The following is an 11,783-nucleotide window of genomic DNA, read 5'->3' on the forward strand; positions in this document are numbered from 1 at the left end:
GAAATATTCAATCGGGATACGATCAGCACCGGTTGAGCCGGCAGAGGAAAGCGGCGCAAACAGCCCGCAAACCGGGCGGAAAAGCTTCAGGCGCGCGGCAGGCGGCGCATCGCCTCGTCGATGAGCAGATTGGCGATCATCATGCGTCGGTTGGCATTGTCGCGGAAAGGCTGGGCTACGCCGTCGGGATGATTGGCCTTGGCGAAGGTGCGCCGTTTCTCATTCAGCGTATGTTGCGTATCGGCAGATGAAATCGACAGGTCCGCAGCAATCTCTTCCGGCGCAATGCGGGCAAGATGATCGGGCATGACAGGCTCTGGCGCCGGCGGGGGAGGCTGCCCGACAACAGGCTCGGGGCCGAGATTTTCGAAATAGGCTTGCCCAACCCGCTGCGAGGCGGCCGAGACCCCCTCCATCACATCGAAGGCGAGGCCGGTCGAGAAGCCGGAAACGCGATGGGCAACCGGCTCTTCCGCTTCTGCGGCGTCTTCCTCTTTCAACCGCTCGAGAACGGATTGGAATATCGATTGTCCGAACAGCATGCGCCCTTCCTTTTCGAGCGGCGCATTAGACGGCGCCAAGTTGGCGCCGGGCTGGATTTCCGCGTGGGATTTTATCCCACGCTGCCCTCGGCCTGCCGGATGCTCTCTTCCAGAATGAGATCGTAGAGAAGCCGGGCGCTTGGCGGTAGCGCCCGCTCGCGGACGGTGATCAGGCTGTAGGGCTTGACGTTGATCTCGAAATCGATCGGCAGGATGCGCACATCGGAGGCGTTCGAGCTCTGCGAGGCGAGAAACTGGGCGACATCGATGGCGACGGGGGCAATGGCATCCGTCTCGCAGATGATCGCGCAGGTGAGCAGCAGCGAAGAGGTGTTGACGATGTTTTCCGGAAGCCGAACGGCGCGCGACAGGAAGATATCCTCTATCGTGCGCCGCAGCAGCGTGCCCGGCGGCTGGAAGACCCAGTCGTAATCCTTGATCTCCGAGAGAGTGCTTGGCACCTTCTTCTTCAGGAGGGGATGGCGGCTGCGGACGATGAGGCAGGCTTTCTCGACCCCGATCTCGCGGACCTCGAAAAGGCGCGGGTTGAGGTCATCGGGGATGCGGCTGATGATGAAGTCGTGGCGGGCGGCGAGAAGTTCGCGCGCCAGCACGTTGCTGGTCTCCACCTGGATATTGACCTCGATGCCGGGAAAGGTCTTGCGCACCGTGTTGATGGCAGGAACGACGAGGCTCATGGCGGGCGCGGTGACCGCGCCGATGAAGACCGAACCGCCCTTGCCGCTCTTCAATTCGCCGATCTCGCGGCTCGCTTCCCTGAGCTCCAGGAGGATCTTGCGCGCACGCCTGGCGAGCGCTTCGCCGAAGGTGGTCAGCACCACGCCGCGGGCCACCCGCTCATAGAGCGAAGTCTTCACAATCGACTCCATATCGGACAGCATTCGGGAGGCCGCCGGCTGCGATATGTTCAGCACTTCGGCGGCAGCCGAAATCTGCCCGCTATCTTCGATTGCGACAATCATACGCAGGTGATTCAGCTTAAGTCCCGCACGTAGAAAGCCGTCATCGCCAAAATTATCGCTGTTGATGTCGACATGCTCCAACGAAAATGGCTCGGAGATGATCGTCATGGTTGCAGCCTCCCCACCGCGCTCCATCAAAAGTAATACTTTTTAACGATATACCAAAATTGTTATGCACATTACCAGTTATTCTATTTGACAGTTATAGGAATCCATACCAGTTTGCCGCCGTGTGCTGGTTGGCACTCAACACGTGTGAGATCGTGGAGGAGACCTACTTCGTTTCTCACCATCTGAAGTAACTATCCAATACGGAACCTGCCACAGTTTCGGGGCGGGCGATTTTTCGTCCGTGAATCTTTAACAAGGGAGAGAGAAATGAAATCCATTATCTCATTGATGGCTGCGGCTGCCTTCGGCGTCGCATCGTTCGTTATGCCTGCTCTGGCGCAGGACAAGGGCCTGGTTGGCATCGCAATGCCGACGAAGTCCTCGGCTCGCTGGATCGACGACGGCAACAACATCGTCAAGCAGCTTCAGGCCGCTGGTTACCAGACCGACCTGCAGTATGCTGACGACGATATTCCGAACCAGCTTTCGCAGATCGAAAACATGGTCACGAAGGGCGCCAAGGTTCTCGTCATCGCTTCGATCGACGGCACGACCCTTTCGGACGTTCTTCAGAAGGCTCATGACGCCGGCATCAAGGTCATCGCTTATGACCGCCTGATCCGCGACTCTGCCAACGTCGACTACTACGCCACGTTCGACAACTTCCAGGTTGGCGTTCTCCAGGCTGGCACGATCGTCGACAAGCTCGGCCTCAAGGACGGCAAGGGCCCGTTCAACATCGAACTCTTCGGCGGCTCGCCTGACGACAACAACGCCTTCTTCTTCTACGACGGCGCAATGTCTGTCCTGCAGCCCTACATCGATAGCGGCAAGCTCGTCGTGAAGTCCGGCCAGACCGGCATGGACAAGGTCGGCACGCTGCGTTGGGACCCGGCAACGGCCCAGGCCCGCATGGACAACCTGCTCTCGGCTAACTACACCGACGCCAAGGTTGACGCTGTCCTGTCTCCGTATGACGGTCTGTCGATCGGCATCATCTCGTCGCTGAAGGGCGTCGGCTACGGTTCGGCTGACCAGCCGTTGCCGGTCGTCTCCGGCCAGGACGCCGAAGTTCCGTCTGTCAAGTCGATCATCGCCGGCGAACAGTATTCGACGGTCTTCAAGGACACGCGCGACCTCGCAAAGGTCACCGTTCAGATGGTTGACGCCGTCATGTCCGGCAAGGAGCCTGAAGTCAACGACACGAAGACCTACGACAACGGCGTCAAGGTCGTTCCGTCCTATCTGCTGAAGCCAGTTGCCGTCGACAAGACCAACTACAAGCAGATCCTCGTCGACGGCGGTTACTACACCGAAGACCAGCTGAAGTAATTATGAATGGCCGGGACCCGCGTGATTGCGGGTTCCGGTCTTCGATTCTATGATCGTCGGGCCATTTTCGGTCGCGGCGTTGGGTTTTTAGTCATGGACAATACAATCCTCGAAATGCGGAACATCACCAAGACGTTCCCGGGCGTGAAGGCGCTCGAGAATGTGAACCTCAAGGTTCGTCAGGGTGAGATCCACGCATTGGTGGGCGAAAACGGGGCCGGCAAGTCGACCCTGATGAAAGTGCTCTCCGGCGTCTACCCGGCAGGAAGCTATGAAGGCGAGATCGTCTATGAAGGCGACGTGCGCAATTTTAGGGTTCTGAAGGATTCGGAAGAAATCGGCATCGTCATCATCCATCAGGAACTGGCGCTCGTACCGCTCCTGTCGATCGGCGAAAACATCTTCCTCGGCAATGAAAACGCCAAGAAAGGCGTCATCAGCTGGGAAGAGACATACAATCGCACCAAGCAGCTTCTGGCCAAGGTGGGCTTACGCGAATCTCCGAACACGCTCGTGACCGACATCGGCGTCGGCAAGCAGCAGCTCGTCGAGATCGCCAAGGCTCTGTCGAAAAGCGTCAAGCTGCTCATCCTCGACGAGCCGACGGCATCGCTGAACGAAAGCGACTCAGACGCGCTCCTCAACCTGCTGATGGAATTCCGCAGGCAGGGCATCACCTCGATCATCATCTCGCACAAGCTGAACGAGATCCGCAAAGTCGCCGACCAGATCACGGTCCTGCGCGACGGCATGACCGTCAAGACGCTCGACTGTCATACGGATGAGATCAGCGAAGACATCATCATCAAGAACATGGTGGGCCGCGACCTCGCCGACCGTTATCCGCCGCGCTCCGTGCCGGTGGGCGATACGATCTTCGAAGTCAGGAACTGGAACGCCTTCCATCAGCAGCATCGCGATCGCCAGGTTCTGCATGACATCAACGTGAATGTCCGCAAGGGCGAAGTCGTCGGCATTGCCGGCCTGATGGGCGCCGGTCGTACCGAGTTCGCAATGAGCGTTTTCGGCAAGTCTTACGGCCATAAGATCAGCGGCGAAGTTTTCGTCGACGGCAAGAAGGTCGATACGTCGACGGTTCGCAAGGCGATCGACGCCGGTCTCGCCTATGTGACGGAAGACCGCAAACATCTCGGCCTCGTGCTGAACGACAACATCCTGCACAACACCACGCTCGCCAATCTGCTCGGCATTTCGAAGAACACCGTCATTGACGACATCAAGGAAATGAAAGTCGCGACGGATTACCGCTCGAAGCTGCGCATCCGGTCATCGGGCATCTTCCAGGAAACGGTCAACCTCTCGGGCGGCAACCAGCAAAAGGTCGTGCTGTCGAAGTGGCTGTTCTCCGATCCCGATGTTTTGATCCTGGACGAGCCTACACGTGGCATCGACGTTGGCGCAAAATACGAAATCTATACTATCATCAACCAGCTTGCCGCCGATGGAAAAGGCGTTCTGATGATCTCGTCAGAAATGCCCGAACTGCTTGGCACATGTGACCGCATCTACGTGATGAACGAAGGACGCATCGTCGCCGAACTGCCGAAGGGAGAAGCAAGCCAGGAAACCATCATGCGCGCTATCATGCGCTCAGGGGAGAAGAAACAATGACTCCTGTCAACCCGACAACATCAGAGGAAAGCAACGTCGTTTCGATTGCCGACTATATCCGCGGCAACATCCGCGAATATGGCATGCTGATCGCGCTCGTCGCAATCATGATCTTCTTCCAGTTCTATACTGGCGGCATCCTGTTCAAGCCGGTCAATCTGACGAACCTCGTGCTGCAGAACTCGTTCATCATCATCATGGCGCTCGGCATGCTGCTGGTGATCGTTGCTGGGCATATCGACCTGTCGGTCGGCTCCATCGTTGCCTTCGTCGGCGCGCTGGCGGCCATCTTCACCGTTTCCTGGGGCATGAATTTCTGGCTGGCCGGGCTTCTGTGTCTCATCATCGGCGGCTTCATCGGCGCGGCACAGGGCTATTTCATCGCCTATCACCGCATCCCGTCCTTCATCGTGACGCTCGCCGGCATGCTGGTTTTTCGCGGCCTGACGCTCACTGTTCTCGGCGGCAAGAACATCGGCCCGTTCCCGAAGGAATTCCAGGTCATCAGCACTGGCTTTCTGCCGGGCGACATGATCGACATCTTCGGTGTTCCGACCCAGCTCACCTCGCTGATCCTGACCGTCATCATGCCGGTCATCCTCTTCTACCTCGCCTGGCGCCGCCGCAAGGTCAATGAGAGCCATGGCATCGACGTCGAGCCGATGGGCTTCTTCATCGGCCAGAACCTCCTCATCTCGCTCGCCATCGTCTGGCTCGGCTGGCTGCTGTCGACCTACAAGGGCCTGCCGAACGTTCTCATCGTCATGCTGGTGCTGATCGCCGTCTACAGCTTCGTCACGCGCCGCACGACGATCGGCCGCCGCATCTACGCCATGGGCGGTAACGAGAAGGCGACCAAGCTTTCCGGTATCAACACCGAACGCCTGAGCTTCTTCACCTTCGTCAACATGGGTGTGCTTGCGGGTCTCGCCGGCATGATCGTTGCGCTGCGCCTGAACTCGGCGACGCCGAAGGCCGGTGTCGGTTTCGAGCTTGACGTCATTGCAGCCTGCTTCATCGGCGGTGCGTCGGCTTCGGGCGGCGTCGGCAAGATCACCGGTGCAGTTATCGGCGCATTCATCATGGGCGTCATGAACAACGGCATGTCGATCGTCGGTCTCGGCATCGACTTCCAGCAGATGGTCAAGGGTGCGGTGCTTCTCGCTGCCGTCTTCTTCGACGTCTATAACAAGAACAAGGGCTGAGCTTCGGCTCAACCCCCGCATCGCAGTCATATGAAAACTGAATTCCGGCTCCGGATGGAGCCGGAGCGGCGTAGCTTTGCCATCGCCAAACGAAAAGGATGAAGACCGTGCTTATTTCGCAGATCAAGGGCGCAAACGGAGAGATCATCGTCGCCGTGCGCGAACCGGGTGCCGCCGCCAAGTCCGTCAAGGGTGCTACGAGCGTCTATGCTCTGGCGATGGAAGCCGCAGATGGCGGCAAGTCCCTCGTCTCCGTTATCGAAGCCCATGGGTATGGCGACGCCGTCGATCTTGAAAAGGCCTATGCCGAAGGCCGCTTCCTGCCACCGATCACGCATCCGGATGCAGCACACCTGCATTTGACCGGCACGGGCCTGACGCATCTGGGTTCCGCTGCAACGCGCGATTCCATGCACAAGAAGACCACGGAGGCGGCAGAGGAAACGCTGACCGACTCCATGAAGATGTTCAGGATGGGTCTCGAAGGCGGAAAGCCGGCGGCCGGCCAGAAGGGCGTGCAGCCCGAATGGTTCTACAAGGGCAACGGCTATGGCGCCGCTGCTCCGGGCGCTCCGCTCGTCTCGCCGTCCTTCGCGCTTGATGGTGGCGAAGAACCTGAAATGGCGGGCATCTACGTGATCGCCAAGGACGGCACGCCGTTCCGCATCGGCTTTGCGCTGTCGAACGAGTTTTCCGACCACGTCACCGAGCGGATCAACTATCTCTTCCTCGCCCATTCCAAGCTGCGTCCGGCAAGCTTCGGTCCGGAAATCCGCATCGGTGTGGCTCCAGAGGATATCCGTGGCACCTCGCGCATCAAGCGCGGCAACCACGTGATCTTCGAAAAGCCATTCCTGTCCGGCGAAGCGAACATGTCGCACACTTTCGCCAATCTGGAATATCACCATTTCAAATATGGCCTCTTCCGCGTGCCGGGTGATGTGCATGTACATATGTTCGGTACGGCGACGCTTTCCTTTGCCGATGGCATCAAGGCGGAAGAGGGCGATATCTTTGAAATCGAGGTGTCCGAGTTTGGCCTGCCGCTGCGCAATCCGCTGAAGGTCGCTGCCGAAGAAGAGATCGCCGTCAAGCAGCTCTGATTTCAACTGTGATCTCAAAGGGACCGGCTGCCACGAAAGCCGCCGGTCATTTGTCATAGAGGAGGCTCCAAGGCCATGACCGTCCATCAGAATCTCATTGCCGGCGAATGGACCGGCACGAATGCCGCCGAGAACATCAATCCGTCCGACACGAACGAAGTCGTCGGTCTCTACGCTCAGGCGAGCGCCGAGGATGCCAAGGCTGCGATCGCGGCTGCCAAGGCTGCCTTTCCGGCCTGGTCGCGCTCCGGCATCTGGGAGCGCCACGTCATCCTGAAGAAGGCGGGCGATGAGATCATGGCGCGCAAGGACGAGCTTGGCGCTCTTCTCGCCCGTGAGGAAGGCAAGACGCTTCCCGAAGCGATCGGCGAAACGATCCGCGCATCGCAGATCTTCGAATTCTTCGCTGGCGAAGCGCTGCGCCTTGCCGGCGAGGTCGTTCCCTCGGTGCGCCCGAATATTGGCGTCGAGATCACCCGCGAGCCGCTTGGCGTCATCGGCATCATCACGCCCTGGAACTTCCCGATCGCCATTCCGGCCTGGAAGATCGCTCCGGCGCTCTGCTACGGCAATACCGTCGTCTTCAAGCCGGCCGATCTGGTTCCGGCCTGTTCCTGGGCGATTGCCGACATCCTGCATCGCGCAGGCCTGCCGAAGGGCGTTCTAAACCTCGTCATGGGCAAGGGCTCGGTCGTCGGCCAGGCCATGCTCGACAGCCCCGATATTGCCGGCATCACCTTCACCGGTTCGACAGGCACCGGCCGGCGCGTTGCCACCTCTTCCATCGAGCATAACCGCAAGTTCCAGCTGGAAATGGGCGGCAAGAACCCGATGGTCGTTCTCGACGATGCGGATCTGACCGTTGCCGTCGAGGCTGCAGCCAATTCCGGCTTCTTCTCCACGGGCCAGCGCTGCACGGCTTCGTCGCGCCTGATCGTCACCGAAGGCATCCACGACAAGTTCGTTGCGGCACTTACCGAAAAGCTGAAGACCATCGTCGTCGACAATGCCATGAAGCCCGGCACCCATATCGGCCCGGTCGTCGATGCCCGCCAGCTTCAGACCGATACCGACTATATCAAGATCGGCAAGGAAGAGGGCGCCAAGCTCGCCTTCGGCGGCGAGCTCATCTCGCGCGACACGCCCGGCTTCTACCTGCAGCCGACGCTCTTTACCGAAGCGACGAACCAGATGCGCATCTCGCGCGAAGAGATCTTCGGGCCTGTCGTATCCGTGATCCGCGTGAAGGATTACGAGGAGGCGCTCGCAACCGCCAACGACACGCCGTTCGGCCTGTCGGCGGGCATTGCCACGACCAGCCTCAAGCATGCGACGCATTTCAAGCGCAACTCCGAGGCCGGCATGGTGATGGTGAACCTGCCGACCGCCGGCGTCGATTTCCACGTTCCCTTCGGCGGCCGTAAGGGCTCGTCCTACGGCCCGCGCGAGCAGGGCAAGTACGCTGCCGAATTCTACACAACCGTCAAGACCGCCTATACGCTGGCCTAAGACAAAGCGCGATAACCCTGATCGTACGAGGCGGTCAGGGGATATCCTGAAGGACAGAAATTATGAAAAAGAAAGCAGAATGGCCGCGTAAGCTGAGGTCGCAGGAATGGTACGGCGGCACGAGCCGCGATGTGATCTATCACCGCGGCTGGCTGAAGAACCAGGGTTACCCGCACGATCTGTTCGACGGCCGCCCTGTCATCGGCATCCTCAATACCTGGTCGGACATGACGCCGTGCAACGGTCACCTGCGCGAACTCGCCGAAAAGGTGAAGGCCGGTGTGTGGGAAGCCGGCGGTTTCCCACTCGAAGTACCTGTTTTTTCGGCCTCTGAAAACACCTTCCGTCCGACCGCGATGATGTATCGCAACCTGGCGGCGCTCGCCGTCGAAGAAGCGATCCGCGGCCAGCCGATGGATGGCTGCGTGCTGCTCGTCGGCTGCGACAAGACCACGCCGTCGCTATTGATGGGGGCCGCCTCTGTCGACCTGCCGTCGATCGTCGTTACCGGCGGTCCGATGCTGAACGGCTATTTCCGTGGCGAGCGCGTCGGTTCCGGTACGCATCTGTGGAAGTTCTCCGAAATGGTGAAGGCCGGCGAGATGACGCAGGCCGAATTCCTCGAAGCCGAAGCGTCGATGAGCCGTTCCTCGGGTACCTGCAACACGATGGGCACTGCTTCCACCATGGCTTCCATGGCTGAAGCGCTTGGCATGGCACTATCGGGCAATGCCGCGATCCCGGGCGTCGATTCCCGCCGCAAGGTCATGGCGCAGCTCACTGGCCGCCGCATCGTGCAGATGGTCAAGGACGACCTGAAGCCTTCCGACATCATGACCAAGCAGGCCTTCGAAAACGCCATCCGCACCAATGCGGCCATCGGCGGTTCGACCAATGCTGTCATCCACCTGCTGGCCATGGCCGGCCGTGTCGGCATCGATCTGACGCTCGACGACTGGGACCGCTGCGGTCGCGACGTGCCGACGATCGTCAACCTGATGCCGTCGGGCAAATACCTGATGGAAGAATTCTTCTATGCCGGTGGCCTGCCCGTCGTGCTGAAGCGCCTCGGCGAAGCCGGCCTCCTGCACAAGGATGCGGTGACGGTTTCGGGCGAGACCGTCTGGGACGAAGTCAAGGATGTCGTCAACTGGAACGAAGACGTCATCCTGCCGGCGGAGAAGGCGTTGACGGCTTCGGGCGGCATCGTCGTGCTGCGCGGCAATCTCGCCCCGAAGGGCGCAGTGCTGAAGCCTTCCGCCGCCTCTCCGCATCTGCTGGTGCACAAGGGCAGGGCCGTCGTGTTCGAGGACATCGACGACTACAAGGCCAAGATCAACGATGACAGCCTCGATATCGACGAGACCTGCATCATGGTCATGAAGAACTGTGGTCCGAAGGGCTATCCGGGCATGGCCGAAGTCGGCAACATGGGTCTGCCGCCGAAAGTGCTCAAGAAGGGCATCACCGACATGGTGCGCATTTCCGACGCCCGCATGTCCGGCACGGCCTACGGCACCGTCGTTCTGCATACCTCGCCGGAAGCCGCTGTCGGCGGCCCGCTTGCCGTTGTCAAGAATGGCGACATGATCGAGCTCGACGTGCCGAACCGCCGCCTGCATCTCGATATTTCCGAAGAGGAGCTGGCGAAGCGTCTGGCCGAATGGCAGCCGAACCATGACCTGCCGACCTCGGGGTACGCCTTCCTGCATCAGCAGCATGTCGAGGGTGCCGATACCGGCGCCGACCTCGACTTCCTCAAGGGATGTCGCGGAAGTGCAGTCGGCAAGGACAGCCACTGATCCAGTCTGTTCTGGACTGAATACTGAAAAGGCGGGGCGAGAGCTCCGCCTTTTCATTGATATGCCGGATATTGTGCTGTCAGTACTGAGGCCTTTGCGGGGTTTGCGACAAAATCGCATCGATCAGTGCGGGAGGACGGCCAGCGGTAAGAGGCTTACGACGTCTGCGCGTTGCTATTTCCCCTTTTTCTTCAAAAAATCATGCAGGATCGGTCTTTGCCCCTTGTGCATTTTGAACTCCGCCTCCTTGGTGCAAAACCAGGCTGCACGGTCGACTTCGGGAAAAACCTCCGTCTTCCCCGAGCGCGGCGGCCATTCCAATTTAAACGTTGAACTGAGTTCGACCCTCGGCTCGAAGCCTCTCTCAGCTTCCGTCAGCCAGACGATGACAAGCTTTCCCCCAGGCTGCTTGTATTCGCCAAGCCGCTCAAACGGGCCAGAGACATTGACACCAAGTTCCTCGAAAGTCTCCCGGCGGGCAGCGGCAAGTTCATCTTCGCCCTCTTCGACAAGACCCTTTGGTATTGACCATGCGGCCTCATCCTTTCCCTTCCAGAACGGTCCGCCAGGATGGACGAGCAGCAGTTCCACCGCAACATCTACAAAACGGTAAATAAGGAGCCCTGCGCTTCGGACAGCCATCGTGGATTCCTGACGTTAACCAGGAAGGGCTCTAAACAGCTGAGGGCGAAATGCGATCGGAAGGTGCCGCCACAAGTTCTGCCATCATTTCCTTAGCCCGGACGATGGCCGCCTCGTCTTCGCTGCCAGGCTCCGCCGACATTCGAACAGTAATCAAGTCGTTTCCCGCGCCCCGGAATTCCACCGTAATCGTTCCAGCCGTCGTTCGTGCAACATTCGTGTTTTCCAGACGCATCGCAACCTCCCTTGAATAATCCTATCATTTTCCCGCGAAAATGGACATTGGCGGACATGCCTGAAAGTGGCCGAGGCGAACGCGATAAGCCTTAATCGATGTCCGGATGGGGGAATGGTCGAGACACGACGCATGCCGGGTTGTCTGGAAGAGAGGGAGTGCCACTCAAGCGACCTTGCCTCACCCTGTCCAGCAACGCATCAAGAGGCATCGGCGATGGATGATTTCGGCTCGCTTGGAGAGGTACGGCACCTTGCGAGGTCGCCTGTTCACCAGTCGTGCCTTCGCCCAAGCGGCAAGCTTTATTCCCAGAGTATAGGTGGTTCCACCCTTGCGTATGATTCTCAGCGCGACCTCACCGCAGCTAATCTCTCATCGGACAACCAATGGAGAGTGCGATGAGAACGAAGTCCGAAGTATCCGAGATGCCGATTTTCCCGCTCTTCGTGATCGGCACAACTATGCTCGCAATCATCCTGTATCTGGTCGCTTCCCAAGCGCTATTGCCTAAGCCACGTGGAAACCGCGTCTACCTACCGCCGGCATACGGCGTCTCGGATGATCTACCTTCCGCGCAGGAAACAGTCACTTCATCCGAGTTCACCTTCGAAAAGCCAAGACGCATCTTGTCGCAGTAAAGAGACACCATGATAAGGAGCTGGAATAGAGGACATTCCGGGAGCGTCT

The 11,783-nt window shown here is 59.2% G+C and carries 11 protein-coding genes; 7 read left to right on the plus strand and 4 right to left on the minus strand.

The annotated features are described in order from the left end of the window. Positions 1–86: 86 nt before the first annotated feature. Positions 87–542, minus strand: coding sequence for a hypothetical protein (locus H4W29_RS15015; protein ID WP_192729607.1), 456 nt, complete (start codon positions 540–542; stop codon positions 87–89). A 71-nt stretch (positions 543–613) separates the two neighbouring features. After that, positions 614–1,633, minus strand: a complete 1,020-nt coding sequence (locus H4W29_RS15020; RefSeq protein ID WP_192729608.1) for a LysR family transcriptional regulator — start codon at positions 1,631–1,633, stop codon at positions 614–616. A gap of 270 nt (positions 1,634–1,903) precedes the next feature. On the opposite strand from H4W29_RS15020, the gene chvE reads away from it, so the two are divergent. The 6 genes from chvE to araD all read left to right on the plus strand — a co-directional run bounded on the left by chvE (position 1,904) and on the right by araD (position 10,219). Continuing rightward, complete coding sequence (gene chvE / locus H4W29_RS15025) at positions 1,904–2,968, plus strand: multiple monosaccharide ABC transporter substrate-binding protein (RefSeq protein WP_192729609.1); 1,065 nt, start codon at positions 1,904–1,906, stop codon at positions 2,966–2,968. Positions 2,969–3,061: 93 nt separating this feature from the next. Then, complete coding sequence (mmsA, locus tag H4W29_RS15030; RefSeq protein ID WP_192729610.1) at positions 3,062–4,600, plus strand: multiple monosaccharide ABC transporter ATP-binding protein; 1,539 nt, start codon at positions 3,062–3,064, stop codon at positions 4,598–4,600. Next, positions 4,597–5,805 (plus strand): multiple monosaccharide ABC transporter permease, encoded by a 1,209-nt coding sequence (gene mmsB, locus H4W29_RS15035; protein WP_192729611.1) that lies wholly within the window; start codon positions 4,597–4,599, stop codon positions 5,803–5,805. The genes mmsA and mmsB overlap by 4 nt, the downstream gene beginning before the upstream one ends. A 107-nt stretch (positions 5,806–5,912) precedes the next feature. Beyond that, complete coding sequence (gene araD1 / locus H4W29_RS15040; protein WP_192729612.1) at positions 5,913–6,908, plus strand: AraD1 family protein; 996 nt, start codon at positions 5,913–5,915, stop codon at positions 6,906–6,908. A gap of 75 nt (positions 6,909–6,983) precedes the next feature. After that, positions 6,984–8,417, plus strand: coding sequence for an aldehyde dehydrogenase family protein (locus H4W29_RS15045; RefSeq protein ID WP_192729613.1), 1,434 nt, complete (start codon positions 6,984–6,986; stop codon positions 8,415–8,417). Positions 8,418–8,479: 62 nt separating this feature from the next. Continuing rightward, positions 8,480–10,219, plus strand: a complete 1,740-nt coding sequence (gene araD / locus H4W29_RS15050) for an L-arabinonate dehydratase (RefSeq protein WP_192729614.1) — start codon at positions 8,480–8,482, stop codon at positions 10,217–10,219. 174 nt (positions 10,220–10,393) lie between these two features. Here araD and H4W29_RS15055 read toward each other — a convergent pair whose 3' ends face one another. Next, complete coding sequence (locus H4W29_RS15055; RefSeq protein WP_192729615.1) at positions 10,394–10,861, minus strand: NUDIX hydrolase; 468 nt, start codon at positions 10,859–10,861, stop codon at positions 10,394–10,396. Positions 10,862–10,892: 31 nt separating this feature from the next. Then, entirely contained in the window at positions 10,893–11,096 is a 204-nt protein-coding gene (locus H4W29_RS15060) for a hypothetical protein (RefSeq protein WP_192729616.1), read from the minus strand. Between the two features lie 398 nt (positions 11,097–11,494). Here H4W29_RS15060 and H4W29_RS15065 point away from each other — a divergent pair, with 398 nt between their 5' ends. Continuing rightward, complete coding sequence (locus H4W29_RS15065; RefSeq protein WP_192729617.1) at positions 11,495–11,734, plus strand: hypothetical protein; 240 nt, start codon at positions 11,495–11,497, stop codon at positions 11,732–11,734. Positions 11,735–11,783 lie beyond the last annotated feature (49 nt).

It is taken from the genome of Rhizobium viscosum, assembly GCF_014873945.1.
Lineage (GTDB): Bacteria > Pseudomonadota > Alphaproteobacteria > Rhizobiales > Rhizobiaceae > Rhizobium > Rhizobium viscosum.

Bases quoted from the DNA above. Each gene is read 5' to 3' on its own strand.
- chvE (WP_192729609.1), top strand. From the start codon at position 1,904: ATGAAATCCATTATCTCATTGATGGCTGCGGCTGCCTTCGGCGTCGCA.
- H4W29_RS15060 (WP_192729616.1), bottom strand. From the start codon at position 11,096: ATGCGTCTGGAAAACACGAATGTTGCACGAACGACGGCTGGAACGATT.
- H4W29_RS15020 (WP_192729608.1), bottom strand. From the start codon at position 1,633: ATGACGATCATCTCCGAGCCATTTTCGTTGGAGCATGTCGACATCAAC.
- H4W29_RS15015 (WP_192729607.1), bottom strand. From the start codon at position 542: ATGCTGTTCGGACAATCGATATTCCAATCCGTTCTCGAGCGGTTGAAA.
- mmsA (WP_192729610.1), top strand. From the start codon at position 3,062: ATGGACAATACAATCCTCGAAATGCGGAACATCACCAAGACGTTCCCG.
- H4W29_RS15065 (WP_192729617.1), top strand. From the start codon at position 11,495: ATGAGAACGAAGTCCGAAGTATCCGAGATGCCGATTTTCCCGCTCTTC.
- H4W29_RS15045 (WP_192729613.1), top strand. From the start codon at position 6,984: ATGACCGTCCATCAGAATCTCATTGCCGGCGAATGGACCGGCACGAAT.
- H4W29_RS15055 (WP_192729615.1), bottom strand. From the start codon at position 10,861: ATGGCTGTCCGAAGCGCAGGGCTCCTTATTTACCGTTTTGTAGATGTT.
- araD (WP_192729614.1), top strand. From the start codon at position 8,480: ATGAAAAAGAAAGCAGAATGGCCGCGTAAGCTGAGGTCGCAGGAATGG.
- mmsB (WP_192729611.1), top strand. From the start codon at position 4,597: ATGACTCCTGTCAACCCGACAACATCAGAGGAAAGCAACGTCGTTTCG.